Annotated in this window: 21 protein-coding genes and 1 rRNA gene; 21 read left to right on the forward strand and 1 reads right to left on the reverse strand. The window is 54.4% G+C overall.

The features are described 5' to 3' along the window. The 14 genes from rrf to NXS13_RS00070 all read left to right on the forward strand — a co-directional run bounded on the left by rrf (position 1) and on the right by NXS13_RS00070 (position 12,199). A 5S ribosomal RNA gene (gene rrf / locus NXS13_RS00005) occupies positions 1-117 on the forward strand. 103 nt (positions 118-220) lie between these two features. Beyond that, the gene (locus NXS13_RS00010; RefSeq protein WP_259289187.1) at positions 221-1,225 is read left to right on the forward strand and encodes a hypothetical protein; all 1,005 of its coding nucleotides are present in this window, start codon (positions 221-223) and stop codon (positions 1,223-1,225) included. A 13-nt stretch (positions 1,226-1,238) separates the two neighbouring features. Beyond that, complete coding sequence (locus NXS13_RS00015) at positions 1,239-2,231, forward strand: HAD-IIA family hydrolase (protein ID WP_259077076.1); 993 nt, start codon at positions 1,239-1,241, stop codon at positions 2,229-2,231. After that, positions 2,222-2,389 carry a hypothetical protein gene (locus NXS13_RS00020; protein WP_259077074.1) on the forward strand — a complete coding sequence of 56 codons (168 nt, stop codon included), beginning with the start codon at positions 2,222-2,224 and terminating at the stop codon, positions 2,387-2,389. The genes NXS13_RS00015 and NXS13_RS00020 overlap by 10 nt, the downstream gene beginning before the upstream one ends. A 14-nt stretch (positions 2,390-2,403) precedes the next feature. Beyond that, complete coding sequence (locus NXS13_RS00025) at positions 2,404-3,228, forward strand: TlyA family RNA methyltransferase (protein ID WP_259077072.1); 825 nt, start codon at positions 2,404-2,406, stop codon at positions 3,226-3,228. After that, the gene (locus tag NXS13_RS00030; protein WP_396124705.1) at positions 3,210-4,145 is read left to right on the forward strand and encodes an NAD kinase; all 936 of its coding nucleotides are present in this window, start codon (positions 3,210-3,212) and stop codon (positions 4,143-4,145) included. Before NXS13_RS00025 ends, NXS13_RS00030 begins: the two co-directional genes overlap by 19 nt. A gap of 42 nt (positions 4,146-4,187) precedes the next feature. Further along, positions 4,188-5,915 (forward strand): DNA repair protein RecN, encoded by a 1,728-nt coding sequence (gene recN / locus NXS13_RS00035; RefSeq protein ID WP_259077068.1) that lies wholly within the window; start codon positions 4,188-4,190, stop codon positions 5,913-5,915. 80 nt (positions 5,916-5,995) lie between these two features. Next, positions 5,996-7,186, forward strand: coding sequence for a putative cytokinetic ring protein SteA (gene steA / locus NXS13_RS00040; protein WP_396124696.1), 1,191 nt, complete (start codon positions 5,996-5,998; stop codon positions 7,184-7,186). 2 nt (positions 7,187-7,188) lie between these two features. Next, positions 7,189-8,148 (forward strand): copper transporter, encoded by a 960-nt coding sequence (locus NXS13_RS00045; protein WP_259077066.1) that lies wholly within the window; start codon positions 7,189-7,191, stop codon positions 8,146-8,148. Further along, positions 8,148-8,813: an NUDIX hydrolase gene (locus NXS13_RS00050; protein ID WP_259077065.1), complete on the forward strand. Its 666-nt coding sequence runs from the start codon at positions 8,148-8,150 to the stop codon at positions 8,811-8,813. Before NXS13_RS00045 ends, NXS13_RS00050 begins: the two co-directional genes overlap by 1 nt. Then, a complete protein-coding gene (gene xerD, locus NXS13_RS00055; RefSeq protein ID WP_259077063.1) occupies positions 8,803-9,741 on the forward strand; it encodes a site-specific tyrosine recombinase XerD in 939 nt (312 codons plus the stop codon). Before NXS13_RS00050 ends, xerD begins: the two co-directional genes overlap by 11 nt. Before the next feature lie 110 nt (positions 9,742-9,851). After that, positions 9,852-10,724: a ParA family protein gene (locus NXS13_RS00060; protein ID WP_259077061.1), complete on the forward strand. Its 873-nt coding sequence runs from the start codon at positions 9,852-9,854 to the stop codon at positions 10,722-10,724. Further along, on the forward strand, positions 10,725-11,531 hold the full coding sequence (locus NXS13_RS00065; RefSeq protein WP_259077060.1) for a ScpA family protein: 807 nt from the start codon (positions 10,725-10,727) through the stop codon (positions 11,529-11,531). It abuts the gene before it with no gap. Between the two features lie 68 nt (positions 11,532-11,599). Continuing rightward, a complete protein-coding gene (locus NXS13_RS00070) occupies positions 11,600-12,199 on the forward strand; it encodes an AAA family ATPase (protein WP_259077058.1) in 600 nt (199 codons plus the stop codon). Here the strand turns inward: NXS13_RS00070 and NXS13_RS00075 are convergent. Next, complete coding sequence (locus NXS13_RS00075) at positions 12,174-13,661, reverse strand: peptide MFS transporter (RefSeq protein ID WP_259157840.1); 1,488 nt, start codon at positions 13,659-13,661, stop codon at positions 12,174-12,176. The genes NXS13_RS00070 and NXS13_RS00075 overlap by 26 nt on opposite strands. A gap of 98 nt (positions 13,662-13,759) precedes the next feature. On the opposite strand from NXS13_RS00075, the gene NXS13_RS00080 reads away from it, so the two are divergent. The 7 genes from NXS13_RS00080 (at position 13,760) to der (ending at position 21,356) form a co-directional block, all read left to right on the forward strand. After that, positions 13,760-15,103, forward strand: a complete 1,344-nt coding sequence (locus NXS13_RS00080) for an adenosylmethionine--8-amino-7-oxononanoate transaminase (RefSeq protein ID WP_259077054.1) — start codon at positions 13,760-13,762, stop codon at positions 15,101-15,103. A gap of 10 nt (positions 15,104-15,113) precedes the next feature. Continuing rightward, complete coding sequence (bioD, locus tag NXS13_RS00085) at positions 15,114-15,785, forward strand: dethiobiotin synthase (protein ID WP_259289188.1); 672 nt, start codon at positions 15,114-15,116, stop codon at positions 15,783-15,785. A gap of 81 nt (positions 15,786-15,866) precedes the next feature. After that, on the forward strand, positions 15,867-17,462 hold the full coding sequence (locus NXS13_RS00090) for a cation:proton antiporter (RefSeq protein ID WP_396125056.1): 1,596 nt from the start codon (positions 15,867-15,869) through the stop codon (positions 17,460-17,462). Positions 17,463-17,472: 10 nt separating this feature from the next. After that, the gene (gene scpB, locus NXS13_RS00095) at positions 17,473-18,024 is read left to right on the forward strand and encodes an SMC-Scp complex subunit ScpB (RefSeq protein ID WP_259289190.1); all 552 of its coding nucleotides are present in this window, start codon (positions 17,473-17,475) and stop codon (positions 18,022-18,024) included. A gap of 92 nt (positions 18,025-18,116) precedes the next feature. Further along, positions 18,117-19,049, forward strand: a complete 933-nt coding sequence (locus tag NXS13_RS00100; RefSeq protein ID WP_259157837.1) for a pseudouridine synthase — start codon at positions 18,117-18,119, stop codon at positions 19,047-19,049. Beyond that, a complete protein-coding gene (gene cmk, locus NXS13_RS00105) occupies positions 19,049-19,750 on the forward strand; it encodes a (d)CMP kinase (protein WP_259289191.1) in 702 nt (233 codons plus the stop codon). Before NXS13_RS00100 ends, cmk begins: the two co-directional genes overlap by 1 nt. Continuing rightward, a complete protein-coding gene (gene der, locus NXS13_RS00110; RefSeq protein WP_259289192.1) occupies positions 19,740-21,356 on the forward strand; it encodes a ribosome biogenesis GTPase Der in 1,617 nt (538 codons plus the stop codon). Before cmk ends, der begins: the two co-directional genes overlap by 11 nt. The last annotated feature ends 16 nt before the right edge of the window (positions 21,357-21,372 follow it).

Raw genomic sequence — 21,372 nt, forward strand, 5'->3', positions numbered from 1 at the left:
GTCGGTGGTTATTGCGTCAGGGGTACGCCCGGTCCCATTCCGAACCCGGAAGCTAAGCCTGGTAGCGCTGATGGTACTGCAAACGGGAGTTTGTGGGAGAGTAAGTCACCGCCGACCTAAAACTTAACAGTGAACAATAGAAAGCGTGACGTGTTGAATGCTAAGGAATAGCCCTTAATATTCAATACGTCACGCTTTTTGTATGTAGAAAATGGATATCATGACTCAACACAATGACTCTTCAAGAAACTCCCGGAGGCCCGGATCTGGTCGACAAGACAACGGCCATCGCAGTGGAGCGCCGCGTCGGAGCACTCCGCAGCGCAGATGGTCACGCGACGAAGAGGGGCGAGGTAGGCCCCGTGACGAGGATAGGCGCGGTCGAGACGACGAACGCCGCCGGAGTAATGACCGTCGAGACCGCGGCGGTGATAGGCACAGCGAGGATGATAGGCGTGGTGGCGGCGATCGTCGTCACGCTAATCGCGCAGGCGCCTCTCGCCCTGAGAAGCGGAGTTTTCACGCGCAGCGCCCCGGCTATCGCGAGGAGCGCATTAATAAGCGCATCAATGAGCCGCAGATCCCCAGCGACCTTGACACGTCCGTTCTGGACCCAATGATTGTGCAAGATCTCAAGGTGCTATCGAAAGATAACGCAGATGCTGTGGCCAAGCACTTGGTTATGGCCGTCACATGGCTCGCAGATGACCCCAAATTGGCGCTATCTCACGCCCGCGCAGCTAAAGATCGGGCGGGTCGAATCGCGGTCGTGCGGGAAACCTGCGGCATAGTTGCCTATCATGCCGGCGAGTGGAAGGAAGCCCTGTCTGAGCTTCGTGCGGCACGACGGATGTCAGCCGGACCCGGATTGGTCGCAGTTATGGCAGATTGCGAGCGCGGACTGGGGCGTCCAGCTAAAGCAATTGAGCTGGCACGCGAGGAGCATGAGGGGTTGGATCGGGCTTCCCAGATTGAGCTCGCCATCGTGGTAGCCGGAGCTCGTAGCGATCTCGGTCAGATTGATTCTGCTGTCACAACCTTGCAACAGGAAAATCCCGATCCGCGACAGATCGACCCTGCCTATGCCCGTCTGTCCTATGCCTATGCCGATGCTTTAGCTCAGGTGGGACGTACCGAGGAAGCGATAGAGTGGTTCAGCCACGCCGATAAACAAGATGTCGATCGTCTTCTCGATGCCGATGAGAGATTGCGAGAGCTATCCTAGTAATATAGTGCGCATGACGAAATGCGCCCTCGATCATTACGACAGCCTACTGCTCGACCTGGACGGAACCGTCTGGGAGGGCGGTAGGCTTCTCCCTTATGTTGAGAATGTGATCAACGAGACCACAGTGCCGGTTATGTATATTACGAACAACGCCTCCAGGCACCCCAGTACGGTTGCCTCCCTGCTTTCTAAGATGGGTGTTCCCACGGGTACGGAGCAGATTCTTACCTCCGCCCAAGCAGCGGTGGAGATGGCGGCTGATCACCTACAACCTGGTGATTCCGTTTATGTGTTGGGAACGGATTCCTTCAAGGACTTGGCCACCACAGCTGGATATATAGTTGTCGATTCCGCCGACGATAACCCTAAAGCCGTCCTGCACGGCCACAATCCTCAAACTGGTTGGGCTCAATTATCCGAAGCGGCCTTAGCAATCGCACAGGGCGCTAAGTATTTTGCTTCCAATTTGGACTCGACCCTCCCCATGGAGCGGGGGCTGATGGTGGGTAATGGATCGATGATCCAAGCCGTCGTTCACGCGACTGGCATCGCTCCCACGTCCGCGGGCAAGCCGGAGCCTGCTATGTTCTATTCCGCCGCGGCCAAGCTCTCATCTAAGCGTCCTTTGGGCGTAGGCGATCGCCTCAATACCGATATCGCTGGCGGAGTGGCTGCGGGTTTTGACACTCTCCACGTACTTACTGGCGTCTCTAAACATTTCGCACTTCTGCGAGCACCTCAGCACGAGCGCCCTACATATATCGCTCGGGATTTCAGCGACGTCCGGCAACCGCTGGAAACGCTGAAGCCAGGGGCGCAAGGCGGTTTCGTGGCCCATTGGGACGGTGATCATATCGTGCTGTCCGGTGGAGATTCTGAGTCGCGTCCTGATCAAGCGTTGCGTACTGTCCTTCAACTCGCCTGGCACCAAGAGTCAGCCTTCTCTGGAAGTATAAGTGTCAAGGGTGAGAGCGCAGCCAAGGCAGTGGATCAGTGGCAATAGCGAAGATGCCAAAACCCGGTCCGGAGAGCACCTCAATCGACCCCAATGAACTCAAGCGCACGGTTGTCGACGTTTTGGCTCGTCCTACTGCTAGCCTAGATGATGAGTACGAAGTCTTAAACGCCGCCCATGAATTACTTCATCGGGCCTTGCAATAAGGGGGCGAGAACTCGTGGCCGTAAACAGAAAACGTTTAGATGCAGAGCTCGTCCGGAGGAAAATCGCTCGATCGCGCGAGCATGCCGTCGACATGATTCGCGAACAGCGCGTCTTTGTGGCGGGAATACTCGCACTCAAACCGGCAACTCAGGTCGACCCCGATATCTCGATTCGAGTCGTCGGCAGTCAGTTGGATACCTGGGCTTCGCGCGGAGCCCATAAGCTGCTCGGGGCATTAGAAGCTTTCGAGCCTTTAGGCCTCGATCTTAAAGGGAAAAAGGTTCTCGACGCTGGAGCCTCCACCGGAGGGTTCACCGACGTGGTGCTGCGTCGGGGCGCCGCCGAAGTTGTGGCCTGCGACGTAGGGTACGGACAACTCGTGTGGCGCTTGCAAAATGACGCTCGCGTGCGAGTTTTAGATCGCACGAATATTCGACACCTCACACCCGAGATGTGTGGAGGTCTCTGCGAGGCAATGGTAGGAGATCTTTCTTTTATTTCCCTCACTCTCACACTACCCCCCATTATTGAGTGCTTAACTATGGGCGCAGATTTACTTCCTATGGTCAAGCCCCAATTTGAGGTCGGTAAAGAACGACTAGGGAACGGCGGCGTAGTGCGCAGTAGAGAGCTGCGAGCAGAGGTTACCCGCGATATCGCGTTATTTGCTCAAAGTGTAGGGTGCTCGGTAAACGCCGTCGTGGCATCGCCACTACCTGGACCATCAGGAAATGTAGAGTATTTCTTGTGGCTACGCAAAGATGGAGCCGCACACCTGCGATCGGAAGACGAGATAACAACGATGGTTCAGCAAGCCGTATTAGAGGGGCCACAGTGACCCACCAGCCCACTAGTGTACTCCTCGTACCCCACGCCGGCCGTGCCGCCAATATCAACTCTGCTGCTGTTGCAGCGCGTATGATGCGTGAGGCAGGAATAGCTGTCAGGATTCTCATTAACCCCGAGAATAAAACCATTGCCAGTCACCCTGTTCTCAGGAAATTTCCCAGTGTTACTCACGGTCCCGGCGCTGTGGAAGGCATTGACCTCGTCTTCGTTACGGGTGGCGATGGCACGTTCTTGCGGGCTGCTGATCTCGCTTATTTCGCTCAATTGCCAGTTCTAGGCATCAATTTAGGCCATATCGGCTTCCTCGCAGAGTGGGAAAAAGACTCGCTAGAAGAAGCAGTCCTAAGGGTCATCTCCGGAGATTACCGGATTGAAGAGCGAATGACCCTCAATATCTCGGCTCTGGGCCCGGCAGGTGAACCTCTCGGTTCCGGCTGGGCTCTTAATGAGCTCAGCGTTGAGAACCAAACTCGAACTGGGGTACTCGACGCCATCCTTGATATTGACGGGCGGCCGGTTAGTTCTTATGGCTGCGATGGAATCATCGTTTCTACCCCCACTGGTTCAACCGCCTATGCATTTTCAGCCGGTGGCCCAGTGCTTTGGCCGGAACTTGATGCCATCCTTGTTGTACCCAATAACGCCCACGCGCTATTCACAAAACCACTGGTGGTGGCCCCAGGGTCGACGGTCGCAATTGAATCGAGTGCATCAAGCCATCCCGCCTACGCCGTGATGGACGGATTCCGCACCATTGAATTACCCCCGGGATTCCGTGTTGAAATCAGACGCGGTCAACAAGGCATCCAGTGGGTACGGTTGGATGATCGTCCCTTTACCGATCGTTTAGTGAGCAAGTTGAAGCTACCCACTCAAGGGTGGCGTGGCCCCATTCAAACACGATGATCATAATCGCATATATGTGCGAATTCTCGGTAGGATAGTTATATGCTCGCGGATATCAGTATTGAAAATCTCGGTGTCATTCCCAAAGCCTCAGTGGAGCTAAGCTCAGGGCTCACCGTTCTCACCGGAGAAACAGGAGCTGGCAAGACTATGCTCGTTACCGGCCTGCGCCTGCTCACGGGTGGTCGAGCCGATGCGAGCCGAGTGCGTACCGGTTCCAAGCAGGCTGCGGTAGAAGGACATTTCAGCCTCGCTGGGATTGAAGAGTCTATCTGCGAGCAGGCTCAGCGCGTGGTTGACACAGCTGGAGGGACAAGCGATGAAAATGGCGAATTTATAGTAACCCGAACAGTGAGCGCTGCTGGTCGTTCTCGAGCATATCTAGGAGGCCGAGCAGTTCCAGCTGCCAATATTTCGGATTTTAGCGCTAATATCCTCACCATTCATGGCCAAAACGACCAATTAAGACTGCTTGCTCCCGAACGACAGCTCGAGGCGATCGACAGGTTAGATCCAGCCATCCAGAAGGCGGCCGACGAGTATGCTGAAAAGTACAAACAATGGTCCCGTCTCAAAGCGGATCTTAAAATGCGCACTGAGTCGCGGCGCGAATTAGCTCAAGAGGCTGATCGGCTCGACTTTGCTATTGAAGAGATCAGAGCCATTGATCCGAGCCCTCATGAAGATCAAGACATTCTCGAGAAAATTAGGCGTTTACAAGACGTAGACGAACTCAGAGAGCATACTGTTGGGGCACTGTCAGCGATCGACGGCTCTGGAGAATTCTCCCAGTTTGATACTGAGGAAGTCCAAGGTGCCTCGGATCTGCTCGGGCGAGCGCACACATATTTGAATTCCAGTTCTGATCCAGTTCTTAACGAATTGGGGTCGAGGTTGCGGGATATGACAGGCTCGCTGAGCGATATCTCGGCGGAGTTAGGTTCGTACCTGAGTGCTCTACCAACCGACGACCAGGAGTTGGACAATCTGCTGAAGCGTCAGCAGGATTTAAAAGCACTGACCCGAAAATATGCGCCCGACATTACCGGAGTGCTGAAATGGTTGGCTAAAGCGGAAGCGAAGCGTCAGACTATCAATATTTCCCCTGACGCCTTAGACGCGCTCAGAGAAGACACCCGTATTGCCGAGCAAAAGATGCTGGAGGCAGCGAAAAAGCTGTCCCACAAGCGCGTAAAGGCAGCTGCAACTTTAAGCAAGCAGGTAAGCAATGAGCTCCACGGTCTAGCCATGTCTAAGGCGGTTTTCAGTGTGCAGATGAGGCGTATAGAACCAGGCAAGACGGGGATCGATGAGGCGGAATTTTTACTTGCAGCTAATAGCGCGGCCGAACCCCGCCCCTTGGCGTCGTCAGCCTCGGGTGGTGAACTATCTCGCGTCATGCTGGCTCTTGAAGTCATCCTGGCAGCGAGCTCGCACGGTACCACATTAGTTTTCGACGAGGTCGATGCCGGAGTCGGAGGTCGTGCTGCAGTCGAGATTGGCCGTCGACTCGCCCGCTTGGCTACCCATCACCAAGTGATCGTCGTGACTCACCTACCCCAGGTAGCAGCCTATGCTGACACCCATATCCACGTGTCGAAAGAAGTAGGCGAGGCCTCAATTGTCTCCGGTATTTCCTCCCTCGATCATAATCAGCGTATAGAAGAACTGGCGCGAATGCTCGCGGGACTTGAAGATACCGCCACTGGGCGTGCCCATGCTCGTGAGCTACTCGAAAAGGCCCAAGATGAAGTGCGCATGATGCGCTAGAGAAGCATCAAGGGAATTTTTAGGACTTTTTGCTGCGTGGCTCACCCTATTGGGCATCGAAAAGAGCAAAGATTGAGCGCATGGGTTTATTCTCTCATTCCTCAGACCTTCCCGGACTCCAGGGAGCTACACGCGATCTATCCATCCACGGCAAGGGTTTTAAGCGCTTGCGTGAGGGTGATATCGCGGTTATCGATGTCGCTGATATCTCTCGCAGCTTGGCGCAGCGTCTCATCGATGTGAAACCAGCTGCGGTTATCAATTCCCAGCGTTTCAGTACAGGCGCGATTCCTAACTTCGGCCCGCAGTTATTGCTCGACAGCGGAATTATGCTGGTGGAAGCTACTGGAGCCGGAATCTGGGAGAATCTTAAAGATGGCAAGAAGGCACGTCTCACCGATGACGGCAAATTATATTACGGTGAGCGGCTCATCGCAGCCGGCGTTCCTATGACTATGACTGCAGCTAGTGTGCTTTTCGCCGATGCGCAGCAGAATTTGCTGGACTCTATGAATGCCTACTTTGGTAATACCATCGAATTTATCAATTCCGAATCCCCTTTGCTGATTGATGGTTTGGGTATACCCGAGGTGGGGCGCGAGATGTGGGGGCGAAAAGCTCTCGTTGTCAGCCCTGGCATAGGGGCCGCAGAGCAACTAGCTAGCCTGAAGTTCTTTATCCGAGAATATGAGCCGGTTATTATCGCTGTCGATCAAGCCGCGGATATTTTGGTCAACCATGGATATACCCCGGAATATATAGTTGGCGATCCACTGGTCGTGGGTAACGAGGCGCTGCGCTGCGGAGCGCGGGTTATTTTGCCAGCTGATCCTGACGGGCATGCAGTTGGTCTAGAGCGGATACAAGACCTCGGTATCGGTGCAATGACCTTCCCCTCCGCTGTGGATAGCTCTACTGATCTCGCTCTTCTTCTGGCCGATTATCACGGCGCAGAGCTCGTGGTGAGCGCCGGTTCCTCGTTTAGTCTTGATGGGCTTTTTGCCCAAGCTGCCAGCGCCAATCCCGCTCAGTTATTAACGCGCGCCAAATTGGGACCCAAGCTTGTCGACGCTACGGCGATATCGAGTCTGTACTCGGTCAGTGGTGGCTCGCGTTTGGGCTGGTTGTGGGCTCTGCTGGCGTTTCTCGTTTTCGCAGCTACTGTCATTGTGATCGCAGGATTCGGCGGTGATGCGTCCTTTACGGATAATCTCGTAAACACATGGAATAATATCGCCCTTTCCTTCCAAAACCTCGTGAAAGGACAGTAGAGATGAAAACTGGTCGCGGACACGCTGTTTTAACTGGTATCTGGTTGGGTCTTGCAGGCGGAGTCTGCCTGGGTACCTATATATTGGCCCCCCATCTCCCAGCAGGCAGTGCAATACGGGTAGGTTCCATTGCAGCCGAACGGGATGCTGCACGTGAGGATGTCGCTATAGCTCAGGCTCAATCGAAGAGTGCCGATGCCATTATCGACAATATCTCAGCCGCAGCGGTGCGAGAAGCACTTATTGATCGCGGAGTCCTGATACTAGCTACTGCCGAAGCCGATAAAGCCGATGTGGAAGCAATGCGCGCCCTGCTGGATCAGGCCGGAGCTGGTAATTCTGGCACAATCTATTTCACCGAGAAATTCTTTGATCAAGCTGGAGCTGACAGTTTAAAAAACACCGTAACTCTCACTCTTCCCGCTGGTGCTCAACTGAGTGTCGATAAACTTGATCCCGGCACCCATGCAGGGGAGTCCTTGGGATCGACTCTGATGTTCGAGCCCGTTAGGGAGGGAACTGAGGAGCAGAAGCCTCAAGCAAGCCCGGAGGAACGCGCGATCGTCTTGGGTGCGCTTAAGGAGGCCGGTTTTATTAATTATGAGGACGGCAGCATCTCACCAGCGCACGTCGCTGTCCTCCTAACGGGGGATAATCCTGGCTCTACCGATGATAATTTCACGGTGACTACTCAGGCGGCTTTTGCCGAAGCTATTGATGCCCGTGCGGGAGGTCTGGTTGTGGCTGGCCGGGTGCACGCTGCGAGCGACACTGGTTTAATTGGGGTTCTAAGGTCTAATCCGAGCACGCGCTCTGCAGTCTCAACGGTCGATTCCATCGACCGAACATGGGCCAAGATCGCGACTGTCCTAGCGCTGAAGGAGCAGCTGCGTGGTTCCTCTGGCGCATATGGTGCAGCCGCTAGTGCCGACGCAGCTTCACCAGCACCGCGCATAGGATAATGACTGCACATCAGTTTACAGTGGTGGGCTCCGAACTACTGGTTGAAGCCCCTATCATCGCGGTGCGCCGCGATCAAGTCATGATGCCAGGTGACACACTCGCTTATCGTGAGGTCGTTGAGCACTTCGGCGCAGTAGCAGTGGTTGCGCTCGACAATGACCGCGTTCTCCTCATAAAGCAGTACCGCCGAGCGGTCGATCAGCGCCTATGGGAACTACCAGCTGGACTGTTAGATATCGCAGGGGAAGATCCCCTTGAGGGGGCACGTCGCGAACTAGCTGAAGAAGCGGGTCTGTCAGCAAACCGGTGGGGGCTACTCTGTGATACGGTGACCAGCCCCGGCTTTTGCGATGAGGCGGTGCGCATCTATCAAGCTGAGGAGCTCAGTCTCGTATCTCAACCTGTAGCCCACGACGAAGAGGCCGATATGAGCGTTCTGTGGGTTGATCTTAACGAGGCTATTGAGATGATTATGAAAGGCGAGATCGTCAATTCAATAGCTATAGTAGGGCTCATGACGGCGTGGCGACTGCGCAGTACTGGTCAGGCCTTAAGATCTGAGACGAGCGAATTTTCGCTACGCCCAGTGAAACTGGCGCAGCGTCGGCAAGCTATGGGCCTGACCGGTGATATGAAAAAGAAAGACGCACAAGGTGACCACTAATGCTGAGGCCGCTCAGCAGTGGTTGAGTTATCTAACAGTTGAGCGAGGTCTGAGTGCACACACTCTCAGCAACTACCGCCGCGATGTGGATCGCTATCTAGGGTGGCTGAGCGCGGCACAGCGCCGTGATCTTAGCGAGGTTACCACCGCCGATATCGAAGCTTATATCTACGATTTGCGCAGCGGAGCGATTGCGAAGCCACTAGCTGCTGCGTCTGTTGCGCGAGCGTTGGCAGTGGTGCGGGGTTTGCACAAGTTTTGTTTTCTCGAAGGTTTACTCGAGTCCGATGTGGCGGCGGAAGTCTCGCCGCCTGCTCAAGGACGTCACCTGCCTGATACACTCTCCATCGCCGAGGTTGAGTCTCTCATTGAAGCTATTCCACACAGCGAATACGCCTCCATATACGACCTTCGCGATCGCGCACTCGTGGAATTGCTCTACGCAACGGGTGCCCGTATTAGTGAGGTTGTTGCACTTTCGGTTGACGATATCTCCGAATCTACTGGGATGCTGAAACTAAAAGGCAAAGGCAGTAAGGAACGCATCGTCCCTATCGGAAGGATGGCACGCGAGGCGATTGAGCACTACCTCATCAGGGCGCGACCGGCTTTGGTCCGGGGCAGCGGCCCTGCTCTCTTTCTCAATAAACGCGGAGGTACCTTATCTCGGCAGTCGGCATGGGCGATCTTGAAACACGCCGCGAATCGGGCTGGAATTGACAAAGATATTTCGCCGCATACCCTACGGCATAGTTTCGCGACCCATATGTTGCAGTCAGGGGCGGATATTCGAGTGGTGCAAGAACTCTTGGGACACTCCTCGGTCACTACTACCCAGATCTATACTCATGTCACTGTGGAGGACTTACGGCGAGTGTGGAGCAGCTCTCACCCACGGTCGACTGCACAGAAGAAAAGTCTCAAGTAATACTTTATGGTGGCAAAACACCTTCTGCAATCGCTAAAATAACCACCATGTGATTTATCATATAGGAAGAAAGCGCAGTAATCGGTGGGCAGACGTAGAAGGATGTATTGATGGCTGATAATGGTCTTTTCCAGACCCCGGACCGCACGGTCGGTCTCACCGGACGCCCATTACGCCATATTCCAGAACCGGCCGCGCTCGACAAGCACGGCCCAGCTACTATTATCTCGATGTGTAACCAAAAGGGTGGCGTGGGAAAAACGACCTCCACCATCAATCTCGGCGCTTGTCTTGCTGAGGCGGGACGTCGAGTACTCTTAGTCGATCTCGACCCGCAAGGAGCGCTATCCGCGGGTCTGGGGGTCCCTCACGATGAGTTGGATCTCACCGTGTATAATCTTTTGGTAGATCACAGCGTCAGCATCCACGGCGCTATTCATTCAACTGGGGTACCCGGTCTTGATCTAGTGCCCGCAAATATTGATCTCTCTGCTGCTGAAATTCAGTTGGTCAACGAGGTTGGCCGCGAGCAAACCCTAGCTCGTGCGCTCAGGCCGGTCATGAAAGATTACGACTATATTCTCCTTGATTGTCAGCCCTCCCTAGGATTACTGACTGTCAATGCCTTGGCCTGTTCCCACGGGGTCATCATTCCCATGGAGTGCGAGTATTTTTCCCTCCGCGGTCTAGCTTTATTAACTGACACTGTGGAAAAAGTTCGTGATCGTCTCAATTTCGATCTGGATATTGTTGGTATCTTGGTCACAATGTTTGATCGGCGCACCACCCATGCGAGAGAAGTGATGTCGCGAGTGGTGGAAGTATTTGACGACAAGGTATTTGACACGGTGATTACTCGCACGGTGCGCTTCCCTGAGACATCTGTTGCTGGAGAACCGATCACCACGTGGGCTCCATCGTCGGCTGGCGCTGCCCAATACCGCCAATTGGCTCGTGAGGTTATCGAGCGCACACACGGTTAAATGCCTACAATTCCGCATCGTGCGGTGCAGCCTGAGATTACTGGCTTCCGCATAGTGTTAAATAACTTCGAAGGCCCCTTTGATTTGCTTCTGCAGCTCATTAGCGCCAAGAAGATGGATATTACCGATATCGCTTTGGCCACAGTGACAGATGATTTTGTAGAGTACACCAAGCAGCTCGGTGAATTTTCTGGTCTCGATGAGGTCACCGAATTTCTAGTTGTTGCGGCGACCCTCCTGGATCTCAAGGCAGCTCGACTACTGCCGCGTGGTCAGGTGGAAGAAGATATTGAATACCTCGAGCTTAGAGATCTTTTATTTGCTCGCTTACTGCAATATCAGGCCTATCAGAAGGTAGCCGAAGAATTGCGGCAGTGGCAGCGCCAAGCCCAGTTGTCTTATCCCCATGCCCTGAGTATGGATCCTCAATTCGTCGATCTCTTAGCACCAGTCAACCTAGGTCATACGAGGGAGAGCTTCGCGGAGTTCGCGGCAAGTGTATTCCGGCCGAAACCTGCTGAGGAGGTCGCTACAGCGCATATTCACCATGTGAGCGTTTCAGTACCTGAGCAAGCAGGCACGGTTCTTCAGATCTTGCACGAGTATGGCCCACACCAGTGGGTTAACTTTTCTACTTTTGCCGATTCCCGCAGCATCATAGTGGTGGGTAGGTTTCTTGCGCTTTTGGAGTTGTACAAGGCACGTGCCATCCTCATGGAGCAGGACGAGCCGCTAGAAGATCTGCGGATTTCCTGGACTGGGCTGGATGTTGATCCCGCAGTGGTGGCGGCCAGTACGTGGGAATGAGCAGCGACATTGATTCAGGCGTGCAGACAGTTACTATAAGAGGGGTACAGGAAAGAGGGGCTACGATAATGCCAGCACTTGTGGTTTCGGGCCTAGCTTCTGGGGTAGGCAAAACAACGGCAGCAGCCGCTATCGTTAAGGTACTCAAGGACCGCGGCGAAGACGTTATACCTGCAAAGGTTGCCGCGTTGAGCGCTTGGACCCCCGATATTGGCACCATTGAGAGACTCACCGGGATTAAAGGCAAAGATTTTTCCCAAGACCCCGATCCCATCGCCTCAGTGCGCGAACTAATCGATGCTGGTAAGACTGTGGTGGTCGAGGGCTCCGGTGGCCTCGATGTTGAGCTCTTTGGGGCAAAGACCATTGCCCATATCGCTGCGGATCTTAATGCCCCGCTCATCGTAGTTTCCGGAATGGATGAGCAGGCCGTAAAGATAGCTTTGCGGGCCGTCGATTTTGCTACCGCTTGTGGCGCTACGGTGGGTGGTCTTTTGGGTGGCAAACTTCCCCTTGGGGCTGATTTGAAGACGCGCCTGATTCTGATGGATGCTGTGGCGCGTACGGGTGTGCCTTTTTTGGGGAGTCTGCAGGACGGAATCGGGTCTTTAGGGCCCGACGCTTTCGCGGAGGCTACCCGGACTATTTACTTGCCGAGTGACTTTTAGGTTGAGAACGCGTTGCGACTAATGTCAGAGCGCCGACGACCAGACCTGTGACTGCGCAGCCTAAGAAGTAGCGAATCTCTGCCTCAGCACTGCTGGGGTCGTAGAATCGCGAAATTGTCCCCGCCAAGGCGGTGCCTATAGCAAGGGTAAGGAAAAAGAGCGCTGAGAACTGAGTGCGAAAAGCATTGGGTGCGTGAGCTGCGGTCGCGGCCATCCCTATTGGTCCGCAGAAAAGTTCACCCATAGCTGCGATCCAGATAGCAAAGACCACGGCGATGAGAGGGGTGCTATTTGCCGTACCACCCGCATGAGGTATGAAAACCAAAAAACTCAGAGCTGTGATCATGACTCCGATGGATAGTTTATTGGCAGAGGAGGGAGCTCGGTTACCGAGTCGGGCGAATATATAGGTCACAGGAGCGGAGAAGACGATAACAAATAGTGGGTTGAGCGATTGGGTCCACGCTGCTGGCACTATGAACCCAAGGAAGCTGCGATTGAGTCGAATATCGGAGTACACTGCGAGAACCCCATAAGTTTGGTTCATCATCGCCCAGAAGCACACCGAGGCTATAAAAATTGGAACGAACCTCCACACCTGTGTGCGCTCAGATTCGCTTACCTGAGCTGAGCGCAGGACGGTAACAAAGAGAACCACGGCCACTGAGGCAGTAGCTGCAAGCAGAAGCACAGCAAGGTGGTGTGGATTGATACTTCCTCGTGAAGCCAGTCCGACGAGGACGGCGAGAAGAGCTAGAGCTCCAGCTATAACTGGAAGCGCGGTGCGAAGAGAGTAGGGTTGAGCGGGGTACATTACCTTTGTGCGTGCAGCGTTATTGAGACGAGTGAGCATGAGAGTGCGCAGGAGAAGGTAGATCCCCATACCAATAAACATAAGAAGAGCCGCTGCCAAGAAGCCAAGGTGGAATCCCCATGTCAGCGCGAGCCATCCCGTTAGGAGAGGACCGAGAACCGCTGCGACTTGAATACCGAGATAAAAAAATTGAAAACCTACCTCGCGATCCGAGTCTGAGTCAGAACTGTATACAGCGCCCAGGATGGTGATAGCGGCGGTTTTGAGCAATCCAGAACCTAAGGCGATAAGACTTAACCCGAGGGCGAGTCCTAGTACTGGGTGGATGAGGGATAGTATAAGGTGTCCCAGGCACAATATGGTTGCTCCGCCTAGGAGAGTTTTTTCGGGACCGAGTAGATGATCGGATATCCATCCGCCCGCAAAGGTACAGAGATAGACCAAAGCCCCGTAGGCGCCTATGAGCGCAGTCGCGTGCGCCTTGTCTATGCCTAGTCCTCCCTCACCGGCCGAGTAGTACAGGTAGTAGGCGAGGATAGCTTGCATGCCGTAGAAGCTGAAACGCTCCCAGGCTTCAATGCTGACCACACTCACGGTGGCTAGGGGATGACGCGGACTCGTTCTTGAACGCTGTTTAATCGAGGTCATAGTTGAAATTATCCACAATCAGCAAGCCTTAGGTGGCATATTCGCTCTTATTCTTGAACGGTGTTTAAGATAGGTTGCAGTCAAGGAATCGAGGAAATATGAACCTACCCACTGTTGCGCACCTCATCGAGAAGGACCAACGCCATCTCTGGCACCCCTATAGTTCGAGTCCCGCACCCATAGACCCATATATCGTGAGCTCAGCCGCGGGAACGATCATTTCCCTGGCAACGGGGGAGCAGCTCATTGATGCCATGAGCTCGTGGTGGGCCGTAGCCCACGGACATAACCACCCCAGACTCGTCAGCGCAGCCACTACCCAAATCTCTCGGATGAGCCACGTCATGTTCGGAGGTCTCAGTCACGAACCAGCTATCGACTGCGCCGCCAGCTTGGTGAAACTCCTATCTCGTTCGTGCCCTTTAAAAGACCCGGGTCTCGAAAAGGTATTCTTCTGCGATTCTGGTTCGGTCGCTGTGGAAGTAGCCATGAAAATGGCATTGCAATATCAGCGCGGTAAAAACCACCCAGAGCGCCATCGTTTCCTCACATGGCGCCGCGGTTACCACGGGGACACCTTTGCGGCGATGTCAGTATGTGATCCCGATAATGGCATGCATTCCATGTGGAAGAGGATCATCGCCGAGCATATATTCGCACCGCCACCACCACCGCGCGGCTCAGACTCACAGGAGATAGCCGAGTATCTCGACAAACTAGAGTCGCTGCTCGATAATTCGGTGGCTGGAATCATCATCGAGCCCAGGGTGCAAGGCGCAGGAGGCATGCGTTTTCATGACGACGAGGTTGTCCATGGTGTCCGAAAAATTTGCGACCGCCACGAGCTCGTCATGATCGCCGATGAGATCGCTACCGGCTTCGGACGAACCGGCACGCTCTTTGCCACCCTTAGCGCCGGAATTGTGCCCGATATTATCTGTTTGGGAAAGGCTCTCACGGGAGGATTCATGAGTCTAGCAGCAACGATCACCACCTCGGCGATAGCCCAGGTCATCTCAAGTCCCCAGGGTGGAGGGGCGCTGATGCACGGCCCTACTTTTATGGCGAATCCCTTAGCCTGCGCCGTAGCGAAAGAAGCAATACATATGATTGCGGAATCGTCGTGGACAGAGGCAGTACAGCGCATTGAACACCAGCTTCAGATCCAGCTTCAGCCACTCGAGAGATACGACATCGTTGCAGATATCAGGGTTTTGGGAGCCATTGGTGTTGTCGAACTCAAGGCACCAGTTGACATGGCTGAAGCCACCGCTATCGCCGTTAGCCACGGGGTATGGCTGAGACCATTCGGCACGCTGGTCTACACAATGCCGCCCTATATCGCGACCGAAGCAGAAATAGCAAAGATCACCTCTGCCATCGACGCGTTGGTCTACAACGAAAATCAGCGCTACCGCAAGACCTACCTCACTAAGAAATGACGGGAATAACATGAATATCCTTGCCATCACAGGAACCAACACTGGGGTCGGCAAAACCATTGCCACCGCTGCACTCGCCGTCGAATATCGACATGCGGGCTATGACGTCCGAGTGGTAAAACCCGTCCAAACCGGGGAGCCCGAAGGATCGGGCGATATTTTCACCATCGCGCAGCTTAGCGGAGTGAAAGCAGTGGAGTGTATTCGCTATCCAGAGCCACTTTCTCCACATCTAGCGGCCCGGCGCGCCGGGCAACCCGCTCTAAGCGTTGCCGAAATGGCCCATCATATCTCCACTATAGAACTCGGGCATCCAGGAGTGATCCTCGTAGAAGGGGCGGGCGGTTTGCTGGTGCGCTACAACGACACTGAGTCCTTCGCTGACCTCATCGCAGCGCTCAATGCCAAAGTGGTGGTGGTCACTAGCTTAGGACTTGGTTCTCTCAACCTCGCTGAACTCACCGTTGAGGTGGCGAGGCTACGCGGCCTAGACGTGTGCGGTTTGATTGGAGGCGAACTAGCCCCTCATCCTGATCTAGCTACCCGATTGAATCTCGAGGAACTCCCCATTCAGTGCGGGGTCCCACTCTTAGGAGTTCTACCATCAGCGATGGGTCAGATCGATGGGACGATCCCTCCGGGGTTGATTCGGTTGCCTGATAGTTGGGACACCGATTTGTAGAATGGCCAAAGTCTGGAAAAGTAGAGGACACTAAAAGCCTTCAAAAAAACATTGTCGGGAAAGGATTGGTCTGTGCTCATTATGATCGCGGTCATCGCGCTAATCGGGGCCACGGTGGTGATGGTGGCCATCGGCGAACGCACAGGCCTACCATGGCCCGCCCTCTTGACCGTCGTCACAGGCGCAGCTATTCTCTTTCCCGGCATACCAACCGTAGAGATTCCACCGGATCTCATTCTGCCGATTTTCATCCCGCCGCTCCTGTGGGCCTTGGCTAGGCGCTCAAGTTGGGGGATGGTCAGACGCCAGTGGTTAGAAATCGCCCTACTGGCGGTGGTGCTCACTGTTGTCTCCTCAGTCGCAATCGGGATAAGCGCGTATGCTCTTATCCCGAGTCTATCCTTGGCCGGCGCTATGATGATTGGTGCCGCGATCGCTCCCACGGATCCGGTAGCTGTAGATGCCGTAGCCAAACCCGCCGGCGTTCCCTACCGCATCAGTAATACCCTGCAGAATGAAGGGCTCTTTAATGACGCCGCTTCGATCATGATCTTTTCTATGGCGCTGTCGGTGATTGTGGAGAAGAAATCCCCGAGCTGGTGGGAACCAATTCTTGCATTTATATACGGAGCCGGCGTTGCCGTCATTGTTGGGTTGATGATTGGATTCTCCTCGGCAAAATTCGTAAGCTGGGTGCAATCTTCCACTGCTCGAAACGCGCTCACCTGGACCATACCGTTTGCCACCTACCTGGTCGCGGATGCGCTCGGGGCATCTGGGGTGGTAGCGATTGTGGTAGCTGCAGTGGAATACAATTCCAAAGTTGAAATCAATGCTCAAGACCGACTCTCGGGTACATCTTTTTGGCAAACGGTGGAGTTTCTTTTCACCGGTGTAGCCTTCGGTCTCATTGGCACCACCGTCCGCCGAGCTATCTCAGAGATGGGCTCGGGACTGCTCGAAGCGGTACTCGTGGGAGTGGCGCTCTCGGTTGTCGCCATTGTCGTGAGAATGAGTTTTCTCTTAGTTATTTATAGGTTCAATACCACTGGTAAACGTAAGACTGCCTCGCCCCTGCGCCTCCAGGAAGTTCTTCTTCTGACTTTTGCTGGTATGCGCGGGCTGGTAACTCTCACCCTTGTCTTGTCCATTCCATCGTCAACCTATTTTAAGCTCTATCATGAGCTCCCCGTCATCGTCCTTGTGGTTTTAATTATGACCATGGTGATCCCGGGCCTAGCGCTTCCCGCACTCATGAAAAAGCTCAACTTAGACGCAGATCCCGATGCTTTTGGCGACCGAACCCGCACCGAGCTCGCCAGTCGTGCCCGCAAAGCTGCCCGAGGGGTCATCGACGCTCACGCTAAAGATCTACCGCAAGATCGTCTTGAGCTTGTCATGCAGCGCTTTGAAGAATTTATTCATTACGAGGACGATGCAGTGGTGGACCCAAAGACTCTCAGGGATCACGCCCGCAAAGAAGCTACCCAAATGGCTCAGATCAACCTTGAGGCGCTACGAGCAGCGCAGCAGGAACTTTTGGCCGCCCGTAATGAAACCAAGGTTGATCCGGTTATCCTGGACGAGGTCCTCTACGACGTCGACCAACAGATTCTAGGTATCGTCCGGGGCATCGAACTCCGCAATTCAACGTGGGACGATTCGAGCGAGCGGTAAGGACGATAAAATGAATCCGCTATCCGCTCTGCGATCACAGATCGAATCCATCTTGCTCGTCTCTGACTCCCCGATAACTGCGGGAGCTCTCGCGGCCGCACTAGCGCAACCTGAAAGCCACGTCAGCGCCACACTCAAAGAGATTAGCGCGGAATTTCATCAACGTGGTAGTGGTTTCGACTTGAGGGAAAGCTCGGAGGGGTGGAGGCTTTATACTCGTCGTGAGAATGCCGAGTGGGTGGAAAAATTTCTGCTGTACGGTTCGCAATCGAAACTATCACGGGCGGCGATGGAGACCCTCGCGATTATCGCTTATCGCCAGCCCGTAGCTCGTGCGCAGATCGCTGCCATTCGGGGAGTCAACGTCGACGGGGTCGTACGCACACTCACCCTGCGCGGTTTAATACGCGAGGCTGAAACGAAGGCGATCACTGGCGCCCAGCAGTATGAAACCACGGCTCTTTTTCTCGAGCTGCTGGGCATTGAGTCGCTCGAAGAATTGCCAGCTCTAGCACCTCTGCTCCCTGATATCGATAGTATTGACGAGTTCGATCAACCCTAAGACTCGAGCTTTACTGTGGGAGGTGGTATTACCCGTGGCAGTAGACTAGGGTGGGAATGTTATTTGACACTTGTACTGAAAGTAGGCGACATATGTCTCCAACCGCTCGCCGGGATGGCACACCGGGAAAACCACGTTCGAAACGAAGTGGTGCACAACAATCAGGCCGCGGAGGATCGGGATCGCGACGCAAGCCATCGCGATCAAGCGATGACAAGCTCTATATCTCCAATGCAAAGCCAGCGCGGCACCAGCATAAAACCGCATTCGACAGGGGGCCAGTTCACCGTAGTGAGGGGATTCGTCTCCAAAAGGTGCTTGCGCAAGCGGGCGTAGCATCCCGTCGTCACGCGGAAGTGCTCATTGATCAAGCCCGTGTAGAAGTTAACGGAAAGATCGTGCAGGAACAGGGACTGCGAGTTGATCCGCAGAACGATCTCATACGGGTGGATGGGGTGCGGGTCAATGTTAACGAAAACTATCAGTACTTCGTCTTGAATAAGCCCCGAGGCGTGCACTCCACGATGAGTGATGATATGGGTCGTCCCTGTATTGGAGATCTTGTTTCTGAACGCGTCAGCGCTGGCCAACGCCTCTTTCACGTAGGTCGGCTCGATGCGGCGACGGAGGGGCTCATTCTTCTTACCAACGATGGAGAACTAGCCAACCGCCTCATGCACCCCAGCTACAAGGTCTCGAAAACTTACCTCGCCACGGTACTTGGCGAAGCCGACCGCAACTTGGTTCGTACCTTACTCAAGGGAATCGAGCTTGATGATGGGCCCGCACGCGCCGATCACGTTCAGATTGTTGACACCTACCAAGGTAAATCCCTGATTCGGCTGGAGATCCACGAGGGACGTAAGCACATAGTGCGTCGCATGCTGAAGGAAGCTGGCTTCCCCGTGCAGGCTCTGGTACGCACCAAGCTGCATAATATCCAGTTGGGCGAGCAAAAGCCTGGCACGCTGAGGGCCCTCAATACCTCGGAATTAACCAGCCTGTATAAGGTGGTGGACATGTAATGGCTGATCAACTGATCATTGCCGTCGATGGACCTTCGGGGGCTGGAAAGTCTACGGTGTGCCGGCTGGTTGCCCAGCGTTATCACGCGCACTATCTCGACACAGGCGCCATGTATCGAGTAGCGACCTTGCATATTCTACGCCTGGGTATCGACCCTCAGGATGCCACCGCTGTTGCCACAGCAACTACCAATCTGCCACTCGACGTTAACGAGGATCCACTAGCCACAGAGGTGATTCTTGGTGGCGAGGACGTTTCAGAGGAGATACGTGGCACTGCGGTAACCCAGGCAGTCTCGGCAGTATCATCGGTAAAAGAAGTGCGCGATAACCTTGTGGGCTTGCAGCGCGATTTGGCGCTAAAAGCCCAGCGCTGCGTAGTTGATGGGCGCGATATTGGCACGGTTGTCCTTCCTCAGGCCCAGGTGAAGATCTTTCTCACAGCTTCTGCTGAAGTGCGAGCTCAGCGCCGTCTTGACCAAGAACTTCGATCAGGCCGCGAGGCGGAGTTTGATGCAATTCTCGCTGCCGTACAGCGGCGCGATGAGCTAGATTCCACGCGGTCGCTTAGTCCCCTCGTACCGGCTAAGGACGCTCACGTGGTCGATTCCTCACATCTATCACTTAACGAGGTCGTTGCCGTGGTGACCGAACTCGTTGACAATACAACTGCGGCTAAGGAGAACACCCATGACGAATAAAAATCAGCACGAGACAGAAGAAGAAACAGTATTTGTCTATCCCACACGTCACGGTGAGATTCCAGCCGATCAAGCCTACGAAGAAGAAGACATCGAGGTCGTGGGCGGTGGCTATGCCGCCCGAGATTTTGACGCTCAAGACTTCGACTATGACGACCCAAAATTCCTTGGTGAAGAGTTCGATGAAACGGAGTTCTCTGATCCCGATTTCGGCGACGATTATTCCGAGCAGGATTGGGAAGAGGTTGAGCGTGCCTTCGGCTTCGAACGCGATGATACAATCTCCGAAAAACTGTGCACCGTTGCCATTGTAGGCCGACCCAATGTGGGAAAATCTTCGCTCGTTAATCGTTTCTTAGGGCGCCGTGAAGCTGTGGTCGAGGACCATCCCGGGGTCACGCGCGATCGCATATCCTATATTGCCGATTGGGGCGGAAGTCGCTTCTGGGTCCAGGATACTGGCGGCTGGGATCCAAATACCAAGGGCATCCACAGCGCAATCGCGCGTCAAGCAGAAGTAGCCATGTCCACGGCCGATGTGATAGTTATGGTGGTGGACACGAAGGTGGGCATCACCGAGACCGATAGTGTCATGGCGCGAAAACTGCAGCGCTCCGATGTACCCGTTATCCTCGTAGCCAATAAATTTGATTCCGATAACCAATACGCCGATATGGCTGAGTTCTATGCTCTCGGTCTTGGGGATCCGTGGCCAGTTTCTGCCCTCCACGGCCGAGGTGGTGCCGACGTGCTGGAGGAAATTTTACGTTTATTCCCAGAGGAACCTCGACATTCCTCGATTACCGAAGGACCGCGGCGTGTAGCCTTGGTCGGTAAACCGAATGTCGGTAAGTCCTCGTTGTTGAATAAGATCTCTGGTGAAGAACGCTCGGTGGTAGATAATATCGCCGGCACCACCGTCGACCCAGTGGATTCCATCGTGCACCTCGACCAGCAAACCTGGCGCTTTGTCGATACTGCTGGACTGCGTAAAAAAGTGAAAAATGCCCAGGGCCACGAGTACTACGCATCTCTACGCACCCGGGCCGCAATCGATGCAGCCGAAGTTTGCGTGATGATGATTGATTCCTCCGAGCCCGTTAGTGAGCAGGATCAGCGGGTACTCAATATGATTTTGGAATCGGGAAAGGCATTGGTGCTCGCTTTTAATAAGTGGGATCTCATGACCGATGACCGCCGGTGGGAGCTCGACCGCGAAATCGATCAGCAGCTAGCCCATATACCATGGGTGACGCGAATCAATATTTCAGCGGAAACCGGTCGCGCACTCAACCGCTTGGAGCCGTATATGATCAAGGCTCTCGAAAGCTGGGACCAGCGAGTAACGACGGGGCAGCTCAATAACTGGTTGCGGCAAGTCATTGCGCAAAATCCGCCTCCTATGAAGGGCGGACGAGTGCCCCGGGTACTTTTCGCCACCCAGGCGTCCACGAGGCCACCAGTAATTGTGCTTTTTACAACAGGCTTCCTCGATGCTGGTTACCGACGCTATTTGGAGCGAAAATTCCGAGAGTCCTTCGGTTTCGAGGGTTCGCCAGTTCGCATAGCGGTGCGAGTGAGAGAACGCCGCGGACGTAAGTCCTAAAAAATGCTGTGATCCA

This window comes from Corynebacterium sp. ES2730-CONJ (assembly GCF_024834055.1).
Taxonomy (GTDB): Bacteria; Actinomycetota; Actinomycetes; order Mycobacteriales; family Mycobacteriaceae; genus Corynebacterium.

Coding starts and splice junctions, on each gene's coding strand:
- NXS13_RS00010 (WP_259289187.1), top strand. CDS start 221: ATGACTCAACACAATGACTCTTCAAGAAACTCCCGGAGGCCCGGATCT.
- NXS13_RS00015 (WP_259077076.1), top strand. CDS start 1,239: ATGACGAAATGCGCCCTCGATCATTACGACAGCCTACTGCTCGACCTG.
- recN (WP_259077068.1), top strand. CDS start 4,188: ATGCTCGCGGATATCAGTATTGAAAATCTCGGTGTCATTCCCAAAGCC.
- steA (WP_396124696.1), top strand. CDS start 5,996: ATGGGTTTATTCTCTCATTCCTCAGACCTTCCCGGACTCCAGGGAGCT.
- NXS13_RS00045 (WP_259077066.1), top strand. CDS start 7,189: ATGAAAACTGGTCGCGGACACGCTGTTTTAACTGGTATCTGGTTGGGT.
- NXS13_RS00050 (WP_259077065.1), top strand. CDS start 8,148: ATGACTGCACATCAGTTTACAGTGGTGGGCTCCGAACTACTGGTTGAA.
- NXS13_RS00060 (WP_259077061.1), top strand. CDS start 9,852: ATGGCTGATAATGGTCTTTTCCAGACCCCGGACCGCACGGTCGGTCTC.
- NXS13_RS00065 (WP_259077060.1), top strand. CDS start 10,725: ATGCCTACAATTCCGCATCGTGCGGTGCAGCCTGAGATTACTGGCTTC.
- NXS13_RS00070 (WP_259077058.1), top strand. CDS start 11,600: ATGCCAGCACTTGTGGTTTCGGGCCTAGCTTCTGGGGTAGGCAAAACA.
- NXS13_RS00075 (WP_259157840.1), bottom strand. CDS start 13,661: ATGACCTCGATTAAACAGCGTTCAAGAACGAGTCCGCGTCATCCCCTA.
- NXS13_RS00080 (WP_259077054.1), top strand. CDS start 13,760: ATGAACCTACCCACTGTTGCGCACCTCATCGAGAAGGACCAACGCCAT.
- bioD (WP_259289188.1), top strand. CDS start 15,114: ATGAATATCCTTGCCATCACAGGAACCAACACTGGGGTCGGCAAAACC.
- NXS13_RS00090 (WP_396125056.1), top strand. CDS start 15,867: ATGATCGCGGTCATCGCGCTAATCGGGGCCACGGTGGTGATGGTGGCC.
- scpB (WP_259289190.1), top strand. CDS start 17,473: ATGAATCCGCTATCCGCTCTGCGATCACAGATCGAATCCATCTTGCTC.
- NXS13_RS00100 (WP_259157837.1), top strand. CDS start 18,117: ATGTCTCCAACCGCTCGCCGGGATGGCACACCGGGAAAACCACGTTCG.
- cmk (WP_259289191.1), top strand. CDS start 19,049: ATGGCTGATCAACTGATCATTGCCGTCGATGGACCTTCGGGGGCTGGA.
- der (WP_259289192.1), top strand. CDS start 19,740: ATGACGAATAAAAATCAGCACGAGACAGAAGAAGAAACAGTATTTGTC.